This is a genomic window from Kitasatospora sp. NPDC005856 (genome assembly GCF_040629945.1).
In the GTDB taxonomy this organism is placed as follows: domain Bacteria; phylum Actinomycetota; class Actinomycetes; order Streptomycetales; family Streptomycetaceae; genus Kitasatospora.
Genome location: NZ_JBEXWT010000001.1, coordinates 51,568 through 73,405, shown reverse-complemented (window position 1 = coordinate 73,405; position 21,838 = coordinate 51,568). Strand labels below are relative to the sequence as shown.

Sequence of the window (21,838 nt, the reverse complement as noted above, 5' to 3'; positions counted from 1 at the left end):
GGCCGGAGAAGTCCGGTGAGGGGCCCACGGGGTGAGAACGGGTCAGCTGTGCTGCGGGGCGGGCGGCGTCGCCGAACCCGCGAGGAGCGGCCACTCCCTGTGGAACGGCGGCAGCGGCAGCTTGCCCTCGATGATCGGGGTGCCGAAGACCTTCAGGTGGCCGAGCAGCGAGCCGTTCAGGTCGACGCCGCCGGCCAGCGACCAACTGCCCTGCACCTGCGGCGGGTTGCCGGAGGAGTCGGCGACCAGCGAGCCTTCCGCCTGGGCGCGCAGGTAGGGGGCGACGGTGGTCTCCACGCCGACGGTGTCGTACAGGCCGAGGTTGATCTCGGCGCCGAGCGCGGCCCGGACGCCCGCCTTGCCGTTGAGCCGCACGTGTACCGGGGTGATCTTGGTCTCGGCGCTGGTGACCGGGGTCCAGCCCTTGTCACCGGTGTAGTCGGCACGCACCGCCCAGGTACCGGTGGCGTCCTGCTCCGTCTCCAGGTGGACCTGGCCGTCGGCGCTGACCTCCAGGTAGCAGGTGAGGCCGAGGTTGACGACCACCGGCAGCCCGGCGACCGTCAGCACCGGGCTGGCCTGCAGCCTGGCGAAGGGCACCCGGACGGGGGCCGCGCCGGTGCCTCGGGCGGCGTCGCCGGTGACCTTCCACTGGGCGTGGGCGCCGAGGTCGAAGCCGATCGAGGCGGTGCGGGGGCTGCCGATCGCCGCACCGTGGTAGGCGAAGTGGACGGCGGGGTGGAGCTGGAGCGAGCCGGACGCGTCGAGGCTCGCACCCTCGGGCATCGGGACGGCGGCCTTGAGGTCCACCTCCAGGGTGCCGGAGGCGTCGGCCTGGACGCCGTTCCCGGTCAGACCGGCGGTCGCCTTGAGGTCCTTGACCAGCGGGGTCACGGTGATGCCGTGCGGGTCGACCGGGATGTTGCCGTCCGCCTCGGTGCCGCCGAGGAGTTCGGCCAGGGTGGCCGGACGGGTGGTCAGGGCGATGGTGTTGCCCGTGCCGGGGCGGACACCGGTGACGGCGACCAGCGCGCCCTGCGGGGCGGCGGCGGTGGGCGGGCTGGCGATCAGCTGCCCGGGCTGGACGGCTGCGGCGGCCGCGGCGGACGGGGCGGCACTCGGCGAGGCCGGGCCCGAGGCCGTGCCCGTGGCCGAGGCCGAGGCCGAGGCGGCCGGCCCGGTCGCCGACAGCACCGCGGTGCCGTGCGCCGGGTCGTAGGACGTCAGCTGGAGGTTCTTCGCCGCCGCCGTGACGGCGCCACCGTCCTTGCCCGGACTGCCGATCGCGGCCTGCTGGTCCCCGGCGGGGGCGGCGGCGACGGGCGTCTTGCCCGGGGTCGGACGGCCGGCGGCGGGGGTGCCCGCCTTGGCCCGCGGGGTGCTGCCGGCGGCCGGTGCGGCCGCCGGACTGCCCCCGGCGGCGGTCCCGGCCGGGTCGGCGACGGTGGCGGCGGCCGGTGCGGCACCGGCCTGGGAGGTACCGGGGCTGGTAGGTCCGCACGCGGCGGCCCCGGCGAGGACGAGGGTGAGGACGGCCGGGCCGGCGGCCCTGCCTATGGAACTTTTGAACACGCGGCGTCATGTTACTGACGAGGAATAAGTTTGTCGAAGACAGGCCAAAAAATCCGGCCCGACCAGGTTTAATCGCAGGTCAGGCGAGGCTTGCCAGAGTGGACAGCTCAGCCGGACGAGCCGGCCCGCCCCAGCCGCGCCGCCGGCAGCGGCCTCCCGTCCAGCGCTCCGACCCCACCCGCGCCGCCGCCCGGCCCTTCGCCCGACAGCTCCGCGAGGTACCGCGAGCGCGCCATCGGCTCCGCCCCGAGACTCCGCACGTGCGGCCCGTCCCACTGCGCGTCGAGCAGCCGCCCGCCCGCCGCGCCGAACCGCGCCCCGAGGTCGGCGACCGCGACCCGGGCGGCGTCCGGGCGGCGTCGGAACATCGAGTCCAGGCTCAGCACCGGGCCGACCGCGACCCCGAACACCCCGCCGACCAGCTCCTCCCCCTCCCAGACCTCTCCGCTGTGCGCCGCCCCCAGCTCGTGCAGCCGCGTCAGCGCTTCCGCCAACTCTCCGTTGAGCCAGGGTGGTTGACGCCCTTCGGCACACGCCGCCAGCACCTGTCGGAAGGCCCGGTCCGCGCTCGTCCACCACGTGGACCGGTTGCGCAGCCGCCGCGCCAGCCCGCTCCCGAGCCGGACGCCGTCGGGCGCGATCACCGGCCGCGGGTCGGGCGACCACCAGGCCAGTGCGTACGGGTCCACCCCGCCCGGCAGCAGCGCCACCTCGCCCGCCTCGACGGCATCCCCGTACACCGCCTCGTTGTACGCGCTGGCGTACACGTCGCCCGCCGGCAGCGGGAACAGTCCGCGCCGGTACGCCTCCAGCAGCTCCCCGGGGCCGAGCGACCCACCGAAGGCCACCGGCCCGTCTCCGGAACCGAGTCGACCCTCCAGCGCGTCGAAGAGACTCACCTCGGAGCTGGTCGCGTCGGAGCTGGTCGCGTCGGAGCTGGTCGCGTCGGAGCGGCCTGCGGCGGAACGGCCTGTGGCGGAGCGGCCTGCGGCGGAACGGCCTGTGGCGGAGCGGCCGGCGTCGGAGCGGTTCACGACGAGGCCGCCCGCAGGAAGCCCTCCCGCTCCAGCCCCGCCAGGTAGTGGTCGATCAACCCGGCCTCCACCGGAGGCAGTTCGACCCCGCTCCCGGCCAGCGCGGCGTCCGCGTTGACCCGGTCGAACAGCGGGAACGTCGGCCGGAAGTACATCTCGCTGATCGACAGCTCCGTCCCCGGCGCGCGGTCCACGAACAGCGGGACGAACGGCGCGATCGGGTGCGTGGGGTTCCCGGCGGCGAACCGGACCAGCCGCCGCACCCAGTCCCCGTACGACAGTCGGGCGATCCGGTGGCCGCGCGCCCGCAGCCGATCGGCGAGGTCGGCGAGGACGCCCGGCCGCGGGGAGGTGAGGTGGTAGACCTCGCCGGCGGCCGGCGCGTGGGCGGCGATGTGGGCGATGGCACGGGCGAAGCGGTCGGCGGGTACGAAGTCGAGCAGCAGCTGCACGTCCGGGCAGGTCCCGCTGTCGGCCAGGTAGGCGATCAGCGCGCACAGTTCGGTGCCGGTGTTCATCACCCCGCCGGCAAGGTCCCCGGTGACGTCGTTGGTGCGCAGCACGGTGACCGGCAGGCCGGCGGCGGCCGCGTTGTGCAGCAGCTGTTCGGCGACCCACTTGCTCTCGACGTAGCCGACACCGAGCCGTTCCGGGTGGGCGAGCGGGGTCCGCTCGGTGACCTTCGGGACGCCGGCCGCGCCGAAGCCGGCCAGGACGGCGAGGGTGGAGAGGTAGTGCACGGGGATGCCCCGGCTGTGCCCGGCGAGCCGGACCACCTCCCGGGTTCCGCCGACGTTGGACTGCCGCAGCTGGTGGTACGGGTAGAGGAAGTTGACCTGCCCGCCAAGGTGGTGGATCGCGTCCAGGTGTTCAGCCAGCCAGTCGAACTGAGGGCTCGTCAGCCCGAGCCGGGGCCGGGTGAGGTCGCCGACCAGCGGCACCACCCGCCGGTCGGCGAGGGCGTGCCGCAGGAAGTGCTGCTGCGCCGCCCGCAGCCGTTCCAGTGCGTGTTCCTCGTCGGGTGCGCGGACCAGGCAGTGGACGCGCGCCCGGGTGGTGGCGAGCAGCGTCTGCAGCAGGTGGGCGCCGCAGAAGCCGGTGGCGCCGGTGAGCAGGATCTCGGCGGGCTCGGCCCGGGAGGGCGCCGGGCTCCAGGACTGCCGGAGGTCCTCGGTGAGCCCCGCCTCCGCGAACCAGTCGACGCCGGCTTCCCGTACGGCGCCCGCAGGGGCCTGCGTGCGCGCCGCCCGGAGCGCCCCCGCGAAGGCGCGCAGGACGGGTTCGCGCAGCAGTGCCCGGGTGAGTGCCCGCACCTGCCCGACGTCGACGCCGAACATGATCCGGGCGCGCGCCAGCATCTCCATCGCGAGCAGCGAGGTGCCTCCGAGCGCGAAGAAGTCGCCGTCCGCGCCGACGTGTTCGACGCCGAGCAGCTCCGCCCACAGCCGCCCGACGGCCGCCTCGACCGTGTCCGCACCGTCCGTCTCGACCGCCCCCGCTCCGACCGGAACAGCCGGACCGGACGGAGCGGACGGAGCGGACGGAGCGGACGGGCGCACCGGCGCCTGCGGCAGCCGCCGCCGGTCGATCTTCCCCGCCGGCGTGAGCGGCATCGCCTCCAGCGGCACGAACTCGGCCGGCACCAGGTAGTCGGGCAGCCGCTCGGCCAGGAACGCCCGGATCCCCTGCGACCCGCCCGCCGCCCCCGGGCCGAGCGTGTAGTACGCCGTGAGCGTGCGGCTGCCGTCCGCCGCCTCCCCGTCGGCCGCGATCCGCGCCTGCCGGACGTCCGGGTGCGCGGCCAGGACGGCCTCGATCTCGGCCGGGTCCACCCGGTGCCCGCGCACCTTCACCTGGTCGTCGAAGCGCCCGAGGATCTCCAGCTGCCCGTCCGCCCGCCACCGCCCGGCGTCGCCGGTGCGGTACATCCGCTCGCCGGGCAGCGGTGCGTACGGGTCGGGCAGGAAGGAATCGGCGGTGAGCCCGGCCTGGCGCCAGTAGCCCCGGGCGAGCCCGGGCCCGCCGAGGTGGATCTGTCCCTTCTCCCCCGGCCGGACGGGGCGCAGCCGGGCGTCGAGCACGTGCACCCGCACCCCGGGCAGTGGCCGTCCGATCGGTACGGGCGCGGCGGAGGCGGCCGTTCCCCCCGGACCCGCACCCGCCGTACCCGTTTCCGCCGCGCCCGCACCCGCACCCGCACCCGCACCCGCCGGACCCGCACCCGCCGCGCCCGGCCTCGTGGCGCTCCCGCCGAGGAGTTCCGCCGTGACCTCGCAGAGCGTCGAGGTGACGGCCGCCTCGGTGACCCCGTACGCGTTGAGCAGCCGGGCACCCGGCAGCCGCTCCAGGCAGCGCCGGCAGTCGTCGGCGTGCACGGCGTCCCCGCCGACCACCACCAGCCGCAGCTCCCCGGGGCCGGACCCGCCGGGCGGGAGCAGGTCGAGCAGGTGGTGCCAGTAGGCGGGGGTGAAGTCGGCGACGGCCAGGCCCAGCCCGGGCAGCCGGCCGGCCAGCTCGGTGGGCGCCCAGGTGCCGCCCGCGCTCCCGCCGCCGCCCAGCACGACCGTCGCGCCCGCGAGGAGGGCGCCGAGCACCTGCTCCAGCGCGGTGTCGGAGCCCAGGGCGGCCAGTTGCAGGACGCGTTCGCCGGGGCGCAGCCGGTAGGCGTGGACGATCCGGTCGAGGGTGAACAGCAGCGCACGGTGGGTGACGGGTACGCCTTTGGGGCGGCCGGTCGTGCCGGAGGTGTAGATCAGGTAGGCGAGGTCGTCCGGGACGGCGCCGTCGTCGCCGAGGACCTCCCCGTGGACCTCCCCGTGGAGCTCCCCGGCGCCGCCCCGCGGTCCGAGCACGGGCACCCGGAAGGCGTCCGGGAGGCCGTCACCGTCCGCGACCACCACCCCCGCCCCGCAGTCCTCGACGAGCTCGGCCAGCCGTCGTCGTGGGTGGGCCGGGTCCAGTGGCAGGAAGGCCCCGCCGGCCTTGAGCACGCCCAGCCAGGCGGTCACCAGGCCCGTCCCGCGTTCCAGGCAGACCGGCACGACCTGTTCGGGGCCGGTGCCGCGGGCCCGTAGTGCGGCGGCCAACCGGTCGCTGCGCCGGTCGAGTTCGCGGTAGCTGAGCGTGGCGTCGTCGGCGATGACGGCGACCGCCTCGGGGGCGTGCGCCGCCCGCGCGCGGAACAGTCCGTGCACCGTGTCCGCGAATCCGGCCGCCGCCCGCCGTACGGGGGTGCCGTCGGGGAAGCCCAGTTCGGCCGGGTGCCACTCGCGTTCCACCCATTCCCGGCAGTCGGCCCGCCCGGCGGGCCCGTGGACCGGCCGCCAGCCGGCCGGCACGGTCAAGTCCCCGGGCCAGATCGCACACTGACCGTCGTCATTGCGGACCACGGCGTGACGGCCGGAGCTCACATCCGTTCGTACGCCCTGTGCGCTGTCTACTGCGTCGTCCACCGGCTTGACCTCGTGCTGTGGCGGCAGAATGCTGGGGAGTGCGACATTTCCGACTATACGCACTCCTGCCCCGTCGAGGACGTCCGGTCGCACCCCCACCGGACGCCTCGCTGCTGCGCGAAAGCGCTCACCCGTCCCGCACCCGGGCCGGCCGGTTCGCCTCGCCCGCCCTGTCCTCGCCCGAACTCCCCCCGTCCGACCGGCGGGGTGATGTCGCGGAGGAGGTAGCCTCGTTGACTCGCCGGCGCCAACGCCTGATGGTCTGTTACCTGCTCTGGATGGTGCTGTTCACCGGCATCTACTACGCGAATCCGAGCCAGCGGATCATCTGGTGGACGGGCATCGGCCTCGGCGGCGTCGCCGCGATCGTGGTCGGCGTCCGTCTCAACCGGCCCGCGCACGCGCGGTTCTGGTACGTGTTGGCGCTCGCCAACCTCAGCTTCACCGTGGGTGAGGTGATCCAGGCTGTCCAGTTGGACATCCTGCACCTTCCCAACCCGTTCCCGTCCGTCGCGGACGCCTTCTACCTCGCCGAGTACGTGCTGTACGCGGTGGGCGTGCTGGGCTTCATCCGCTGGCGCACGGCCCGTCAGGACCGCGCCGGGCTGCTCGACGCGCTCATCCCCACCATCGGGCTGGCCCTGCTCTCCTGGATCTACCTGATCCTCCCGTACGCCCGGAACCCGGACCTCGACTGGTTCCAGAAGGCCGTCTCGATCGCCTACCCGCTCGGCGACGTGGTCGTACTCGCCCTGCTGCTGCGCCTACTGACCCCGCGCGGGGGCAACTCCCGCTCGCTGCAGCTGCTCGCCGTCGGCTCGCTCGGCCTCCTGACCTCCGACGTGCTGTACGGGCTGATCCAGCTGCACGGCACCTGGCACATCGGCACGCCCGTCGAACTCGGCTGGGCCGCCTTCTACACCGCCTGGGGCGCGGCGGCGCTGCACCCGTCGATGGTCGAACTGACCCGCCCGGCGCCCACCCAGCAGCCGGACCTGAGCACCGCCCGGCTGGTGCTGCTCACCCTGGCCTCGCTGATCGCCCCGGCGATCCTGATCATCGAGGCGCTGGCCGGCAACACCGGCAACGCGGGCGTGATCGGCGCCTTCTCGGCGCTGCTCTACCTGCTGGTGCTGGCCCGGCTGGCGGTGGTCGTCTCCGACCGCCGGAAGGCCGTCGCCCGGGAGCGGGCGCTGCGCGAGGCGGGCGCCCGGCTGACCGCGGCCGTCACGGTGGAGGAGGTCGCCGACGCCGTCCAGTCCGCCGCCTCCACGCTGATGCCGGCCGAGGCCGGGCACGTCGCCCTGCTCGCGGTGACCGAGGAAGGCGTGCTGCACGTCCGGCACGCCGGGAGCGGCGCCGCCCGGCAGCTGCCGGAGGACGCCGCACCGTCCGACCGGGTGCTGGAACTCGCCGCCGCCCGGGAGACCCTGCTGCTGCCGGTGGCCTCCCTGGGCCTGGCCGCCGCCGGCCCGCCCGCCGCGTCGAAGCACGCCGCCTCCCCGACCGCCGCCTCCCCGACCGCCACGTCCCAGACCACGGCGTCCCAGACCACGGCGTCCCCGACCGCCACGTCCCCGACCGCCACCGCGAAGCCCACCGCCGCGAAGCCCGCTCCCGCCAGGCCCGACGGCAACCGGCGCACCACCCAGCTCGGCGGCATGCCGTACGCCCTGGTCTGCCCGCTCACCCTCGCCGAGCGCCCCTCCGGCGATCCGCTGATCGGCGCGCTCATCGTCACCGGCACCGAGCAGGAGCTGACGAGCCTCTGGAGCTCGCTGGAGATCCTCGCCGCGCAGGCGGCCCTCGCGGTCGAGCGGGTGGTGCTGAGCCGGGAGGTCACCCGCCGCAACAGCGAGCTGTACTTCCGCACCCTGGTGCAGAACGCCAGCGACGTCATCCTGATCCTCGACGCCGACGACGGCGTGCGCTACGCCTCCCCGTCCGCCGAGACCGTGCTCGGCCACCCGAACCTGGCCGGCACCCGGCTGACCGACCTGGTCCCGCCCGAGGACAGCCGGGAGGTCGGCAGGGTGCTGGCCCGGATGCGCGAGGCGGCCGACCAGCCCCGGGGCGAGCAGCCGCGCGAGCACTGGCGGCTGCTGCGCCAGGACCGCACGCCGATCGAGGCCGAGGTCCGCTTCAACGACCTGCGCGCGGATCCGACCGTGGGCGCCCTGGTGCTCACCCTGCGCGACGTGACCGAGCAGCGGCAGATGGAGCGCGAGCTGACCCACCGGGCCTTCCACGACTCGCTGACCGGCCTGGCCAACCGGGTGCTGTTCCTGGACCGCGTCGGCCACGCGCTCTCCCGGGGCGAGCGCAGCGGAGCCGTCACCGGGGTCCTCTTCATCGACCTGGACGACTTCAAGGTGGTCAACGACACCCAGGGCCACGCGGTCGGCGACGAGCTCCTGGTCGCGGTCTCGCTGCGGATCTCCACCGCGCTGCGCGCCTCGGACACCGCCGCCCGCCTCGGCGGCGACGAGTTCGCCGTGCTGGTGGAGGACGCGCGGCGGCCGGCCGACGTGGACACCATCGCGTCGGGGGTGCTGGCGGTGTTCGCCGAGCCGTTCAAGCTCAAGTCGGGCGCGGTGCGGGTGACGGCCAGCATCGGCGTGGCGACCACCGAGGACAGCGTGGACGCGACCGAGCTGCTCACCCACGCCGACCTCGCGCTCTACTCCGCCAAGGCGGCCGGCCGCCGCCAGTGGCGCCACTACCGGCCAGCCCTGCAGACCGGGATGGTGGAGCGGCACGAGCTGAACGAGCACCTCGACTCGGCGATCGCGGAATCGGCCTTCCAGCTCTACTACCAGCCGATCGTCGACCTGCGCTCGGGGGACCTGGTCGCCTTCGAGGCGCTGGTCCGCTGGCCGCACGACCGGCGCGGCATGGTGCTGCCCGACGAGTTCATCTCCCTGGCCGAGGAGAGCGGCCAGATCGTCCCGCTCGGCGCCTGGGTGCTGGAGCGCGCCGCCCAGGAGGTCGCCGCCTGGCAGGCCGCGAGCTCGGAGGCCCGCACGGCCGCCGGCCGGCCGCCGTTGCGGGTCAACGTCAACGTCTCGGCCCGGCAGTTCCGCGACGCCGGGTTCGTGGACGTGGTCCGCCGGGCCCTGGCCAGCACCGGCATCGACCCGCACACCCTGGTCCTGGAGCTCACCGAGTCCGTGCTGATGCGCCGCGACGACCGCATCCACGCCGACATGGCCACCCTGTCCGGCCTCGGCGTGGGCATCGCCATCGACGACTTCGGGACCGGCTACTCCTCGCTGTCCTACCTGCGCGAGTTCCCGATCTCCCTGCTCAAGATCGACAAGTCCTTCATCGACGGCCTCGGCCACTCGCCCCAGCAGTACGCCCTGGTCGAGGGCATCACCCGGATCGCCGACACGCTCGGTGTCCAGGTCATCGCCGAGGGCATCGAGCACACCGACCAGCGCGACCTGCTCGCCGCCATGGGCTGCCCGCTCGGCCAGGGGTACCTCTTCGCCCACCCCATGGACTCCCCGCAGGCCCGCGCCCTGGTCCGCCGGACCTCCTACGAACCCGCCTGAGCGGCGGCCCGCCCGCGCCGCTCCTTCCGCCGCGCGCGACGGCACGAGGAGAGCCCGGGTGGGGTCGAGGAACCTTGCCCCCCCACCCGGGCCCCGTGCCGTCAGGAGTTCTCACAGACCAGGTCGAGCAGCCCCGGGAAGCGCCGGTCGAGGTCCTCGCGACGCAGCGTGGCCGCGCGGCTGTTGCCCCGGTCGACCTGGCGGATCAGGCCGGCCTCGCGCAGCACCCGGAAGTGGTGGGTGAGCGTGGACTTGGAGACCGGGAGGCCGAAGGAGGCGACGGTGCGTTCCGCCCCCTCGGCCTCCCCCAGCAGGGCGACGATCACCCCGAAGCGCAACGGGTCGGCGAGTGCGTTGAGCACGGTCCGCAGGTCCATCTCCTCGATCGAGGGGTGGCCTTCCGGGTCTGGCATCGGCTCCTCCGTCTCGGACGCCCCCAGGTATGGGTTGCATCGTACCTCGGCCGTATGCCACCGTCCCGTCGGCCACACCCGCACCACCCGGGGCGCCGTTCGGATCAGCCCAGCGGCAGCTCCAGTCGGGACTCGCTCCCGCTCGGCGAGCCGACGGTGACGGTGCCCCGCTCCGCGGCGTAGGAGTACAGCTGGTCCCGGCTGTTGACGACCAGCGCCAGCCGGTGGCCGTCCGCCAGGTCGTACGCGGCGGGCTGGAGCTTCCAGTCGACGGTGGCGTCCTCGCCGGGGGTCAGCCCGAGCACGGTGTACGGCTCGTGGGCGATGATCAGCGCGTTGCCGTCCGGGTCGACGTCGAACAGGTACGCCACCAGGGTGGCGGCCTCCTCGGTGCTGCGCACGGTCAACCGGACCTTCGCGGCGCCCCGGATGCGGCGGGCCACCCCGCCGCTCCCGGTCAGCGGGTCGGTCGACCAGACCAGCAGGTGCTCCCGCTCGAAGTCGCCCAGCACGTACGGCCGGGGGTTGCCCGTCCACTCCTTCTGGCCGGTGTCCATCACGTCGTCCACCGCCGTGGCCTTGGTCTCCACGCCGGCGGCGAAGCTCCGCGCCCAGCCGTCGTTCTGCTTGTCGGCCAGCGCACCGTCACCGTCGCCGTTGACGCCGGTGAGGTACCACGTCTCCTCGCCGGTGGTGACATCCGCCCACGAGTCGCGCGGCTCCCGGTGCGCGGCCTCGACGATCCGCCTGCCGAAGACCGGCACGGGCTTGGTCTTGTAGGTGAACATCACCTGACTCGTCACCCGCTTGCGGTTCGGCGCCTCGTTGTCGGCGCCCAGCAGGTGGTGGTCGAGGAACTCGTAGGCCTCCCGGAGGGGCTCCGCCAGTCCGGGGAACGGCGGGTGCAGCAGCAGGCCGGACATGCCGGCGCCCTCGGGCGCGCCGTGGTCGCCGATCCACAGGTTCAGCTGCTTGGGCACCGTCAGCCGGTCGTAGACGTCGATCACGGAGGAGGCCGGGAAGAGCGTCTCGTGCCAGGTGTTGGAGACGAAGGTCGGGATGTCCCGCGCGTTGGTGTCGGCGAGGAACGTCTCCGGGGAGCGGTCGTTGCCCCAGTCGACCACGTCCTTCAGGTCGCGGTTCTGGTCGAACTTGTCGAGGATGTCGATGGTTTCCGCATCGAACTTGTCCTCCTTCTCCCCGCCGGTGAAGCCGACCAGCAGCTCCACCGCCTTCACGTGCCGGGTGTCGTTGGCGTAGAGGCTGGTGGCCAGGTTGCCCCAGGTACTCAGCGCGACCACGGCGTCCACCCGGTCGTCGGGGTCGTACGCGGCGACCAGCTGGCTGATCCCGGAGCCGTAGGACACGCCGAGGAAGCCGATCTTGCTCGGGCCGCACCAGCCCTCCGCATGGGTGATCACCTTCGCCCCGTCGGCCCTGTCCGCGGGCCCGGCGACGTCGACGTGCCCGCTGGAAGTGGAGATCCAGTTCGGGTAGCCGAGGCCCCGCGGGGTGTAGGCCAGGACGTGGTAGCCGCGCAACGCCAGCTTGAAGTAGCCGTAGGCGAAGGGGAGCCAGCCGAGCGGGTTCCACCCGGCCGGAACGATCACCACCGGGCGCGGTTCGTCGCCCTTCAGCTTGATGCGGAACGCTGACAGGCGGACGCCCTCCTCCACCTCGATGCCGGTGACGTCGACGTCGGCGATCTCCCGCACCTTGGCCGCCAACTCGGCCAGCTCCGGCGGGAGCTGCACCGTGTCGTCGCCCCGGGCGGCCGCCTGCAGGGCGTTGCCGAGGTCGACGACGGCCGGGTTGACGCTGCCGTCGGGGCGCCGGAGTCCGTTGTCGGCGATGTCGGTGAGCGTGGCCTCGGTGATCGCCGGGATCGGCTCTCCAGTGACGCTGGTCATGCGAACCACCCTTCCGTTGCGGATACTGTTCGCATCCTGGATCGCGGCGCACCAAACGAAACTGATGCATCGTCAGATTCACTGGAATGGATGGAGAACCGATCAACTTCTGTCGATGACAATAGAGTTGTAGTACCCACACGCGACCTCACGACGGCGGGTGGCGGCCCGGACCGACCGCCACCCGACCGCCACCCGCCGCCCGCTCAGGGGCGCGCGTCGAGGAGCAGCTCCCGGAGTTCGGCGGTGCACATCATGTAGCCGTCCGGGGTCGGCACGTGGGCGAGGTAGTGGGCGAGGTCCGTGCCCAGCGCGAACACCTTGACCGGGGTCCCCGCGGCACGGGCGGACTCCACCACCCTGCGCAGTCCGTCCAGGACGGCCGGGTGCCGGGTCCGGTAGGACTCCGCCACCAGGTGGTTGCCGCGGTCCGCGGCCAGGTAGAACTGCACCAGGTCCTTCACCCCGACGAACAGTTCGCTCGCCCCGGCGGCGCAGATCTCCGCGGTGGCGTGCACCGCCGCCGGTGTCTCGATGAACGCGGACAGCGGCACCTCGGCCGGCAGCTCGAGGTGCTTCCTGAGCTGCGCGAACTCCTCCGCGTCGTTGACGAACGGGACGGACAGGTGCACCCGGCCCGCGGCGTCGCCGAGCCGCTCGCGCAACGAGTCGAGCACGGCGTGCAGCGCGTCCCGGTACGCGGTCGACCCCAGCAGCCAGCGTGCGCCGTGCAGGCCCAGTTCGGGGTTGGGTTCGACCGCGACCGGCGCCAGCTCGGTGACACTGGCGGCGTGGTCGGAGCGCAGGTCGAGCAGCCTGAGGACCAGCCGCTGGCCGGGCAGCAGAGCCTCGACGAAGGTGCACAGCCGGTCGGCGAGGGCCCGCCCGTAGGCCGCCGCGTCGGCCGGGCCGCCGTCCAGGGCGTCCAGCGGGCTCAGGGCCGCCGCCAGGCAGAGGAACTCCTCCCGGATGAAGAAGCAGTCGACCCGCTTCGCCTCCGGCCCGCAGGAGTTGATCGTCCGGATGTCCTGGAAGTCCGCGATGACCGCGCACGCCGCGCCGAGGTCGGCCGTCGAGGGCCGCCCGGAGCCGCCCGGGCCGCCCCCGGCGCCCGCGCCGGACTCGACGACGATCGACTCGCTGTCGAGGTCCAGCACGGCCTCGCCGACCAGGTCGGCGAGGTCCGCCTCCTCGACGCGGAGCACGGGTATGCCCCGGCCGCGGCAGAGCGACTGCATGTGGCCGGTGAGCCCGCCCGAACCGCAGACCACCGCGCGCGCCACCACGATCGCCTCGTACAGGCCGGCGTCGAGGGAAGGGGCGACGAGGATGGATCCCTCGAGCGGACTTCTCGAGCGATTGCAGGTTCCTCGCACTTCGCTCCGAGTACCACCGGTCAGCAGGGATCCCTGAATCCGTCGCCCGTCCACCTATTCCTCCTGTTCTTCGGCGGTCGCCATTCCCAGCTGTCGGCGCAGTTGTCGTGGTGTCACGGAAACATCGGTGAGTCGTTCGACCGCGGCCCGGTTGACGACCACCCTCATCAGGCGGTCGTGCCGGGCCGCGTCCGCCGGAGCGGCGGGGCGTTCACCCATGGACCGAATGCAGGCGTCCAGCCGGGAATCGAGCAGGTCCCGCTCGATTCGACCGCGCGAGGCCAATCTCCTGGCCTCCAGTACCACAGCGTCCTCGAATTCCCCCCGGGCCGCTTCCTCCAGATTGCCGATGCCGCCACCGTGGTACCGGGCCACGTTTCCGGCCACGTTTCCGGCCACGTTTCCGGCCACGTTTCCGACCGCGTTTCCGACCAGGCCGCGCGACGGACTCCCCACCGGAATCCGAGCCGAAACGTCCTCCTCCACTTCCAGTTGCTCGATCACGTGGGCGGCGACCGCGATCGAATGGTTCTTGATGGCGGCGAGATTGAACGTGAACGCACCGGTCCGGCCGTTCCGCACGATCTCGTCGCCCTCCCGCAGCGCGCCGACCGCGGAAACCGGTCCGGGCTCCCCGCCGGGGCTCAGCAGCGCCCCCCGTCCGTCGACCTCCAGGCCGCGCCCGGTGCGCTCGTGCGGGACGGCGATCCCCCGCCGCAGGAGGTTCCGCCAGAGGGGCCGGCCGACCCTGCTGTAGTCCGACTCCCGGCCGAAGTTGGACACCACCAGGTCGGCCTCGATGGTGTGCTCCTGCTCCGGGGAGGCGACCGACACGACCAACCGGCCGGACTCCGCCGGCCGGACCGCCTCCACCTTGCCGACGACCAGCTCCACCGCCCCGTCCGCCGCGTGCAGGGCGCGCTCGATCACCGCCATCGTGTACTCCAGCACCCCGACCCGCAACGCGGCCAGCGCGGTGCCGAACTCGTCCAGCAGACCGCGCAGTTCCGCAGTGGGGATGCGCTCGATGGCCTCCGGGAGGTGCGGCTCCCACGCCTTGACCACCCGCTCGGCGACCACCACCGGGGAGACGTCGGGGTTCTCCCGGACGACCGTCGAACACGCCGCGTCCCACTCGGCCCGGATCCGGACGAGGAACTCCTCACGGTTCCGGTACGGCTCCAGCAGCGACTTCGGGCAGGGCAGCCGCACCACCCCGTGCTCGTGGCCGTCGGGGTACGTCCGGAACAGCGTCCCGGTCCTGGAGATCAGACGGATCCTCCCCGTGTGGCCCTGGCGCAGCAGGAGGCCCGCCGAGTCGTAGGCGCTCAGCACGGAACCGACGATGGCGACGCTCGCCCCGGACGGGAGCGAGACGAGCTTGCGGATTCCGGCCGCGGAGTAGGGGTTGCGCACGAAGGACGGGTGGGCGCGGACCTCGGCGGCGAAGACCGGCTCCCGGAGTTCGAGGCCGGTCGCGAGGACGACCTGATCGGCACGGAGCACGGTCACCTCCGGGGGCGAACCGGCCTCGCCCCCGTCGGCCCCGGGCTGCGCGACCGTCACCTCGACACCGGTGGACCCGACTTCCAGGTCGATCGCCTCGCCCTCCGCTTCGACGAGCACGACACCGGGAGGGGCTTCGCGTCTCGCCTCGGCCAGCCGGTCGTTCAGGTAGTCCTGGAAGATCCGCCGGGGCGCCGGTCCCTGCTCGACGAACCGGAGTTCGGCCCAGGGAGCCGGCCAGCCGCTGCGGTCGGCCTCGTGGTTGGCCCAGCGGACGAAGTCGAGGACGTCCTCGCGGAACACCGACATCCGGCCCGCCTGGATGTTGAACACGTAGTCCCAGGGATTGCCGTCCCGGTGGTAGGCGACGCCCGCGGAGCGGTAGTCGGAGCGTCGTTCCAGCAGGACGATCTCCAGCGGCCTGCGCGCGAAGCAGAGCAGCCGGATGGCCGTGGCGGTGCCGGCCAGGCCCGCCCCGACTATGAGAACTCTTGGACGCGTACCTGTTCGACTCATGGTCAAGCCTCCGCATCGAGGGATGGGAACCCGGCTCTGCCGTCCCGAACGCCGGGCACGAGGTCTGCTGAGGAAGGAAATGCGGCTCGGAAGGAGCGACGTGCGGTCCGAAGTGCCCCAGGATCCTAGAACAGGTGATCCGCCGACCATGACGACTTGTCACCAAATCCCGCGGGCGGGCCGGGAACCGGAGCCGCCACCTCGTGATCGACACCGGGTCCGCCGGCTCCCGGAAGCGCTCCGCTCGAGCGTGGTGACGGAGGTGACGCAGTTGGTGCAGGAGGCTGTCGGCCGTCGGTGCCACCCGGCACAATCACCGGTATGACGACCACCACCGGCCGGCCGCCCGCGCGCAGCACGCGGGTCGGGCTCGCCCTCGGCCGCGGCCTCCTGACGGGAGGCGTGGCCGGAGGGGCGCTCGCCGCGCTGATCGTCGGCGTCGTCGTCGGGAAGGTGCCGCTGTTCGTCACCGGGCTCGGCCTCCCCTTCGTCTACGGCCTGCTGCTGTTCCTCGCCGGCCGGCCGCGGCGGGCCCGGGAGGCGGCCGTCGTCCCGCGTACGGCACTCGCGGCGGTCGAGGGCCTGCACGTCGCCGAGAGCGCGATGAGCGAGCGGCCGGTGCGGTTCGACCTCACCGTCACGCCGGACGAAGGACCGGCGTTCCGGGTCGAGTTCACCCAGGACATCAACGTCGTCGACCTCCCCGACTACCGGCCGGGCGGCGTCCTGGTGGTCCGGTACCCGCCGGACCGGCCGTGGCTGATGAGGATCGTGAAGCGGCCGACTCCGGAGTGGGAGGAGCGGGCGGCCGGGGCGCGGCCGGACGCGGCGCCCGGGGCGGCCCGGGTGAGCGCGCCCGCCGAGGTCCGTGGCGTCGGCTTCGTCGGGTTCCTGGGCCTGTTGCTCGGCGTGGCGGCCGTCGTTCTCCTGTTCCGCGTGGACCTGTTCGAGCGCGGGGCCGCCGATCCGCCGTCCGCTTCCGCTTCCGGGTCCGGGGCCGGAGTCGGGGCCGGGGCCGGAGCCGCTCCCGCTCCCGCTCCCGCTCCCGCTCCCGCGACGCCGACGGTTTCCTCGACGTGGTCGACCAGGGTGGTGTCAGCGGGGTCCGGTGTCATCGTGCTCGGCGCCGGCCAGTCGTTCCGCTCCGACGGCGAGCTGCGCCGGGCGATCGACTCGTTGACGGCGGAGAGGGATCCGCGCTCGGCGATCGCGTTGGTGGCGCAGGAGGACCTGCTGTCGGTCGCGTTCTCCCCGACCGGCGGGAAGACCCCGGAGTTCGATCCGCTGGAGTTGCCGTACGAGCGGATCCCCGCCCTGATCGAGGAGGCGAGGAGCAGCCTCGGCGTCCACGCCCCGCAGAGCTGGCAGCTCGTCGCCGACCGCCTCGCCGGTTCCCTCAGCATCAGGATCAGCGTGACCGGGCCCGAGGGCACCGGCCTGCTGGAGGCGGACGTCGAGGGCCGGGTGCTGCGGCGCACCCCGGCGAGCTGACCGAGGACAGGAGCGGACACGCGTGAACTGGCACGGAATTCCGGCACTGTGGTGCGGAGCGCTCGGCCTCCTGGCGCTGGTCGGGTACGGGCGGTCGCTGGCCGGCATGACCCGGGCGCAGCGGACGGTGCGGGTGACGGGGCGGATCGAGCGGGTGCGCGAGCCGCGGAACGGGGGCTCCGAGAAGGACGGGATCGCGGTGGTCGTCCGCTTCCAGGACCCTTCCTCCGGCGAGGAGTTCACCGTCACCAACGACGGCGACTGCGGCGACCGGATCACCACGGCCTGGGTGGGCCGGGAGGTCGGGATCCACTACCCGCCCGGACGGCCGCACCTCTTCCGGTTCACCGACGACCTCCAGGCGGGCCGACGCGGGCTCGGCCCGCCGACCTTCGCGGTGTTCCTGGTCTACTGCGGGCTGGTGGTCACCGCCGCGATCGACCGGGGCTGGCCGTGGGCCCTGGTCGGCTTCGGCGGCCCGGCCGCCGTCGCCACCGCGCGCGCCCTGCCCGGGGATCGGCGGCGTGCCAGAAGCCGTCTCGACGTCCTGGCCGCCGCGGTGCCCGTACCGGGCCGCGTCATCGCCGTCCTCAGGACCGTCGAGACCGACGCCGACGGCGACGTCCGGAGCAGCCGGACGCCCGTCGTCGCCTTCACCACCCACGAGGGGTCCGCCGTCACCGCCTACTACCCCTCGGGCCTGCCGGACTCCGCCGTCACGTACGGTCAGGACCTCACGGTCCACTACCCGCCCGGGGACCCGGCCGACTTCACGCCGGACCTCGCGGCCGAGCGCCGTTCCGACCGGGGCGGGGTCGGCTGCGCGGTCGCCGCCCTGGGCGTCACGGCGTCGGCGACGGTCGCGGGAGTGGTCCTGCTCTGCCTGTCCGCCGCGGACTGAGCCGGCTCCGGGCGGGGCCCGCGCGCAGTGGCGCGGGGATCCCCGCGAAGCGGCGCGGGGGTCCGCGCTACTTGGTGTAGAAGATCCACCGGTCGTGCTCGCTGGAGGTGTCCGCCTCCAGGGTGACGGTCGTGTCCTGACCGTGGGACTGGAGGACGTACTCCGGGTACTTGACGCTCTCGATCTGGGTCTGTCGCGACTCCGGGTTGAGGCTCCAACGCTGGGCCAGGTCACCCGGGTTGCAGTTCTTCTGGGCGACGCTGCTCCCGGGCCCGTTGGCCACGATGCACTTGCCGTAGTGGGTGCCCTGGATCGTGTAGCTGCCGTCCCGGAGCCGGGTGATCGCCCAGTCCTGGAAGGTGAGGACGGGATCGCGGGTCCAGATCTGACGCCCGTCGTACTCGTCGAGGTTGGAGTCGTCGGCCACGACCTGGATGGCATAGGCGATCCTGTCGGCGGCGGTCGCGGTGCCGGTGTCGAGGAGGGCGACGCCGGCGAGGGAGGCGACGGCCGTAGCGATGGCGCCGACCTTCTGGGAGATGCGCACTGCTGCTCCTGGTTCGAGGGGGTTCGCGAGCCGACCGGATCGGCATCGTTCCGCCACGAAGTTACGGGCAGGCAAAGGAGGTTGGACATGGGATGTGAAGCGGGTTCCCTCGACGGTGTCCCGCGTTTCACTCGATCGGCCCAGCCCCGGACCACCGGCGGTCGTTCGTACGACCGAACTCCGGTCCCGCCCACGCAGCGGCCCGCACTCCTACGGCTGAACGCCGGCGCCACTACGGCTGAACGCCGACACCGCCGTTCACAGCGGCCCGGTCCGAATCGCTGCGCAGCACGCAGAACTCGTTGCCCTCGGGATCGGCGAGGATCGCCCAGCCCGAACCGTCGGGGTACCGGTGATCGCCGACGAGGGTGGCGCCGAGGCCCAACAGCCGCTCCACCTCCTGGTCGCGCGAGGTCTCGGGCCGTAGGCACAGGTGGACCCGGTTCTTGACCGTCTTCGCCTCGGGCACCTGGTTGAAGTACAGGATCGGGCCCTCCGCCAGCAGCACCTGCGTCTCGTGGTCCCCCGGCCGGCAGTCGGGATCCAGCGGCCGACCCGTCACACCGCTCCAGAACCGCGCCAGCTCATAGGCGTCCGCGCAGTCGATCGCCACGTTCTGCAATACCGAAACCATGCGCGCGAGTCTCCCCGATCCCGGTCCCCGGACGCCACCGGATTGTGCCCGCTCCCTGCGGGTCGGGCCCGTTCCCCGCGGGTTGTCCCCGGCTCCCCGCGGGTCGGCGCCGTCCGTCGATCTCCGTGGGCCACGGCCGCTGGCAGGAGCGCAGCCGACTGAACGTTCCGGGGCCGTTCTACGCCGGCCGGACCGACAGCGGGCTGAACGGCCCGTACTACCTCCCCGAGCACGTGCTCTCCGACGACGAGCACTGCGAGTTCGTCCACCGCCAGCCCGCCGACCCGCGCGAGGTGGCCGCCCTGGTGGAGATCGCCCACGGGGAACCCCTGGGCGGCTACGCCTGGGACGGCGACCGCCACTGGACCCCGCAGGCGGTGCGCGACTGGTGGTCGCGCCGCGACGAGGTCCGGGCCTGGATCGGGCGCGAACTGGACCTGAGTGAGGAGGGCCGGAACGAGCCGGAGGCCCTGCGGCAATACGCCGCCCACCTGGACGGCGGGCTGGAGGCCTACCTGCGCGGCTACCTGTTCTGGCTCGTCGAGGGCCGCGAGCCGCGTCCCGGCGAGGCACTGCCGGACCTCTGACGTGCCGTGCGCGGCCCGATGGTACGGATTTCGGACGGATCCGGCGCCCTGGGAGCGGTGTTCCGGCCTCCGTTCGTGTCCGTCCCCACACGGGCTGTCGCCGTCCCCGATCCTGAGCGCAACTGACGACACCCGGAGGTGGACGGATGAGGATCAGGCTCGACAGCCGGGCCCGAGTGCGCGTGGTGGCGGCCGCACTGCTGGTCGCCGCGGCGACCGCCCAGGCCGCGACCCAGGCGCAGGCGCAGCCGACGGCGCAGGTACAGGCGCAGGCCCAAAGGCAGGCCCAGGACCAGGACCTGGCACAGGCGCCCCGCCCCGGCATGCTCACCACCGCGGACCTGCCGCCGGATCCCCTCACCTGGCAGGGCCACGCGTCGGACCAGCCCGGCGATAGCTTCGAAACCCGCTGCCTCGCCGGCTGGTACCGCCCCGACGTCCCCGAGGAGAACATCTGGACCGCGGACTTCTTCACGTCCGAGACGGCCGCCGCCTACGAGCGGGTCTACGTGCTGCCGACCGAGGCCGAGGCCATCGCCCTGGCCGACTCCGCCCGCCTGCACTACGCCGGTTGCGCCGGCCGGATGCAGGCCGACTACCCGCACGACGTGGTGACCGCCCAGGACCACGGCACGGTCGACGTCGAGGAGGGTGCGACCGTCGGCGGCGTGCACGAACAGGAGGTCCCCGCCTGGCAGGGCTACCGCAACGTCCTGTACGGCGTGGGCCGGGACGGCAACACCGTCGCCATCGTCGAATGGGAGAGCAACTCGACCCAGCCCGATGTCCCCGCGTTCAAGGAGACCGTCCGGGCCGCCGTGAACAAGCTCCACTGACCCCGCGACCCCCGGGGCCCGGGTGCGACATCTGCGGATCTTCCGTCCTGTCCGTTTAGGGTGACGGCCATGAGCGACCCGCGCCCCACCTCGGCCTTTCACGCCGCCAACATCGACCCGGCGCTCACCGACCGGCTGATCGCCGCACTGGACGCCCAGGCCACCAACCCCGGGGTACGGCGGCTGCGCGCGTGGGCACATGCGCAGCTCGCCGTGCGCCCCGGAGAGTGCGCGTTGGACGTCGGCGCCGGCACCGGCTCGGAGACCCAGGTGCTCGCGGCGGCGGTCGGCGCCCAGGGCCGCGCCGTCGGCATCGAACCCCACCCCGGGCTGCGGGCCGTCGCCGAACAGCGCGCCGCCGAGGCCGGCAGCGCTGCCCGCTTCCTGGACGGCGACGCGCTCGCACTGCCGTTGCCCGACGGCGAGTCGGACGTCGTCTGGTGCGAGCGCGTCCTCCAGCACCTCACCGATCCGGCGAAGGCCGTCGCCGAGATGGCCCGGGTGCTGCGCCCTGGCGGCCGGGTCGCCCTGCTGGACACCGACTGGGCCACCTTCGTGCTCCACCCTGCCGCCCCGGAGGTCCGCCCGGCGCTGGCCGCCGTCGCCGAGGGCACCGCCGCCACCCCGGACGCCGGGCGCCGCCTCGCCGGCCTGCTGGTCGAGGCCGGACTGGCCGTCGACCACCTCGGCGCCGACGTCCTGCTGCACGACTCCCGCACGGTCAGCGAGCCGATCGTCCGCGGCATCGGCGCGGCAGCCGTCGGGCGCGGCCTGATCACCGAGGTGCAGCGCGACCGGCTCTACGCCGACCTCGACGCGGCCGCCGCGCACGGGACGTTCCACCTGTCGGTGGCGATGTTGGGCGCGGTCGCCCACCGGCCCGCCGGACCGGCCCCGCGGACCGCGCCGGCTGACCGGCCGCCGAGGAGCCGCTAAGTCCTTTGACCAGCAGTTCTTCCTCCGCCACCATGCTCCGGTGACAGTTGAGACCACCCTGGCGAAGGTCGACGCGGACCTTCGCGCCGGCCGCATACCCGTCGCCCGCCTACGCCTGCGCGGCCTGGTGGCCTCGTACCCGGCGGACCTCACGGTGCGGCGGCGGCTGGCCGAGGTCTACCGCCTGTACGGCGAGCCGGCCGAGGCGGGCCGCTGGGCGTACCTCGACGCGGACCGGGACCCGGCCGAGACCGCGGCCTTCGAGGCCCGCCACCCCGATCCCCTCGACCGGATGGTGGCCCTCGCCTGGCGCGGGTCAGAGCGGTCGGCGCAGACGGAGACCGCCCGCGCCAGGCTGGCCGAGCTCCGCGAGACGGCCTCCGCGCACGCGGGCCGCCCCGTCCACTGGCAGCACGTCCACGACCGCGCCCGGCACCCCGTCCAGGACGACTCGGCCGGGCCGCTGGCCTGCGCCGGACTCGTGCTGGCCGGTCTGGTGCTCCTGGGCTTCGCGGTGCTCGGCGTCGTCACCTTCGTCAGCTGGTGGCTCTGACGCGGCCCTTCTCCGGC

At 73.6% G+C, this 21,838-nt stretch carries 16 protein-coding genes; 7 read left to right on the top strand and 9 right to left on the bottom strand.

All coding sequences use genetic code 11. From position 1 onward, the window contains the following. Positions 1-42 precede the first annotated feature (42 nt). From ABZ449_RS00275 to ABZ449_RS00265, 3 genes are all read right to left on the bottom strand, one after another. The gene (locus ABZ449_RS00275) at positions 43-1,572 is read right to left on the bottom strand and encodes a hypothetical protein (RefSeq protein WP_360337585.1); all 1,530 of its coding nucleotides are present in this window, start codon (positions 1,570-1,572) and stop codon (positions 43-45) included. 107 nt (positions 1,573-1,679) lie between these two features. Continuing rightward, positions 1,680-2,471: a leucyl/phenylalanyl-tRNA--protein transferase gene (locus ABZ449_RS00270; protein ID WP_360337582.1), complete on the bottom strand. Its 792-nt coding sequence runs from the start codon at positions 2,469-2,471 to the stop codon at positions 1,680-1,682. Positions 2,472-2,602: 131 nt separating this feature from the next. Then, positions 2,603-6,016 carry a thioester reductase domain-containing protein gene (locus tag ABZ449_RS00265; protein WP_360338730.1) on the bottom strand — a complete coding sequence of 1,138 codons (3,414 nt, stop codon included), beginning with the start codon at positions 6,014-6,016 and terminating at the stop codon, positions 2,603-2,605. A 275-nt stretch (positions 6,017-6,291) separates the two neighbouring features. On the opposite strand from ABZ449_RS00265, the gene ABZ449_RS00260 reads away from it, so the two are divergent. Then, positions 6,292-9,615: an EAL domain-containing protein gene (locus tag ABZ449_RS00260; protein WP_360337579.1), complete on the top strand. Its 3,324-nt coding sequence runs from the start codon at positions 6,292-6,294 to the stop codon at positions 9,613-9,615. A gap of 101 nt (positions 9,616-9,716) precedes the next feature. Here the strand turns inward: ABZ449_RS00260 and ABZ449_RS00255 are convergent, their stop codons facing one another. The 4 genes from ABZ449_RS00255 to ABZ449_RS00240 form a co-directional block, all read right to left on the bottom strand. Continuing rightward, entirely contained in the window at positions 9,717-10,028 is a 312-nt protein-coding gene (locus ABZ449_RS00255; protein ID WP_360337576.1) for a helix-turn-helix domain-containing protein, read from the bottom strand. 104 nt (positions 10,029-10,132) lie between these two features. Continuing rightward, positions 10,133-11,938: a CocE/NonD family hydrolase C-terminal non-catalytic domain-containing protein gene (locus tag ABZ449_RS00250; RefSeq protein WP_360337573.1), complete on the bottom strand. Its 1,806-nt coding sequence runs from the start codon at positions 11,936-11,938 to the stop codon at positions 10,133-10,135. 206 nt (positions 11,939-12,144) lie between these two features. After that, positions 12,145-13,368, bottom strand: a complete 1,224-nt coding sequence (locus ABZ449_RS00245; RefSeq protein WP_360337570.1) for a putative PEP-binding protein — start codon at positions 13,366-13,368, stop codon at positions 12,145-12,147. Then, positions 13,369-15,336, bottom strand: coding sequence for an FAD/NAD(P)-binding protein (locus ABZ449_RS00240; RefSeq protein WP_360337567.1), 1,968 nt, complete (start codon positions 15,334-15,336; stop codon positions 13,369-13,371). Between the two features lie 321 nt (positions 15,337-15,657). On the opposite strand from ABZ449_RS00240, the gene ABZ449_RS00235 reads away from it, so the two are divergent. Together ABZ449_RS00235 and ABZ449_RS00230 are read left to right on the top strand one after the other, a co-directional pair. Next, positions 15,658-16,827, top strand: a complete 1,170-nt coding sequence (locus tag ABZ449_RS00235; RefSeq protein ID WP_360337564.1) for a hypothetical protein — start codon at positions 15,658-15,660, stop codon at positions 16,825-16,827. 22 nt (positions 16,828-16,849) lie between these two features. Continuing rightward, entirely contained in the window at positions 16,850-17,728 is an 879-nt protein-coding gene (locus tag ABZ449_RS00230; protein ID WP_360337561.1) for a DUF3592 domain-containing protein, read from the top strand. Between the two features lie 67 nt (positions 17,729-17,795). Here the strand turns inward: ABZ449_RS00230 and ABZ449_RS00225 are convergent, their stop codons facing one another. Together ABZ449_RS00225 and ABZ449_RS00220 are read right to left on the bottom strand one after the other, a co-directional pair. Then, positions 17,796-18,275 carry an RICIN domain-containing protein gene (locus ABZ449_RS00225; RefSeq protein ID WP_360337558.1) on the bottom strand — a complete coding sequence of 160 codons (480 nt, stop codon included), beginning with the start codon at positions 18,273-18,275 and terminating at the stop codon, positions 17,796-17,798. A gap of 232 nt (positions 18,276-18,507) precedes the next feature. Next, a complete protein-coding gene (locus ABZ449_RS00220; RefSeq protein WP_360337555.1) occupies positions 18,508-18,909 on the bottom strand; it encodes a VOC family protein in 402 nt (133 codons plus the stop codon). A gap of 125 nt (positions 18,910-19,034) precedes the next feature. Here ABZ449_RS00220 and ABZ449_RS00215 point away from each other — a divergent pair, with 125 nt between their 5' ends. The 4 genes from ABZ449_RS00215 (at position 19,035) to ABZ449_RS00200 (ending at position 21,821) form a co-directional block, all read left to right on the top strand. After that, positions 19,035-19,496 (top strand): ferredoxin, encoded by a 462-nt coding sequence (locus ABZ449_RS00215; protein ID WP_360337552.1) that lies wholly within the window; start codon positions 19,035-19,037, stop codon positions 19,494-19,496. Positions 19,497-19,642: 146 nt separating this feature from the next. Beyond that, positions 19,643-20,332, top strand: a complete 690-nt coding sequence (locus ABZ449_RS00210) for a hypothetical protein (protein ID WP_360337549.1) — start codon at positions 19,643-19,645, stop codon at positions 20,330-20,332. A gap of 69 nt (positions 20,333-20,401) precedes the next feature. Further along, the gene (locus ABZ449_RS00205; protein WP_360337547.1) at positions 20,402-21,268 is read left to right on the top strand and encodes a methyltransferase domain-containing protein; all 867 of its coding nucleotides are present in this window, start codon (positions 20,402-20,404) and stop codon (positions 21,266-21,268) included. A 40-nt stretch (positions 21,269-21,308) separates the two neighbouring features. After that, positions 21,309-21,821: a DUF6584 family protein gene (locus tag ABZ449_RS00200; protein ID WP_360337544.1), complete on the top strand. Its 513-nt coding sequence runs from the start codon at positions 21,309-21,311 to the stop codon at positions 21,819-21,821. Positions 21,822-21,838 lie beyond the last annotated feature (17 nt).